Source organism: Bacteroides sp. An269 (assembly GCF_002159755.1).
Classification (GTDB): domain Bacteria; phylum Bacteroidota; class Bacteroidia; order Bacteroidales; family Bacteroidaceae; genus Phocaeicola; species Phocaeicola intestinalis.
Map to the genome: position 1 here is coordinate 1 of NZ_NFJG01000267.1, position 565 is coordinate 565.

The window sequence follows — 565 nt, forward strand, 5'->3', positions numbered from 1 at the left end:
TGCGAGAACTTGGTAACTCCGGTGAGCAAGACGAACTGCAGGTCATCGTCCGCAGCCTTGAATACCGAATAGAATCCTTTCAGCACTTCCCGGTTCCGGTCCTCCAGCAGCGTTTCCTCCTGTTCTCCCTTAATGCCCGTATCAAGCACGTCCAGGATAGGCTTGTCGTATTCGTCAATCAACACCACGCAACGTCTACCCGATTGTTTGTGAGCCTGTTTGAGCACGTAGGCAAAACGTTTCCCAATATCCGTATAGTCCTGGCTCTTTCCGTATTCCCGTTCCCAACCTTTTATGGTGCCCTCCAGTATATCTTCCAATGTACCCGGAACGGTGAAGTTGCTTCCGTTGAAGTCGATATGAAATACGGGATATTCCCTCCATTCCGTTTCCAGTTTCTCGATGGCAAGTCCCTTGAACAGCTCTTTCCTACCTAAGAAATAGTTCTTCAGGGTGGACACAAGCAGGCTTTTCCCGAACCGCCTCGGACGGCTGAGGAAATAAATCTTCCCTGTTGATACCAGCTGGTATATCAGGGCGGTTTTGTCTACATACGTGTAGTGGT

The 565-nt window shown here is 49.6% G+C and carries 1 protein-coding gene; it reads right to left on the reverse strand.

What is annotated here, in order from left to right:
• On the reverse strand, positions 1-565 hold a 565-nt coding region (locus B5F71_RS19675), incomplete at both ends, for an AAA family ATPase (protein ID WP_158098172.1).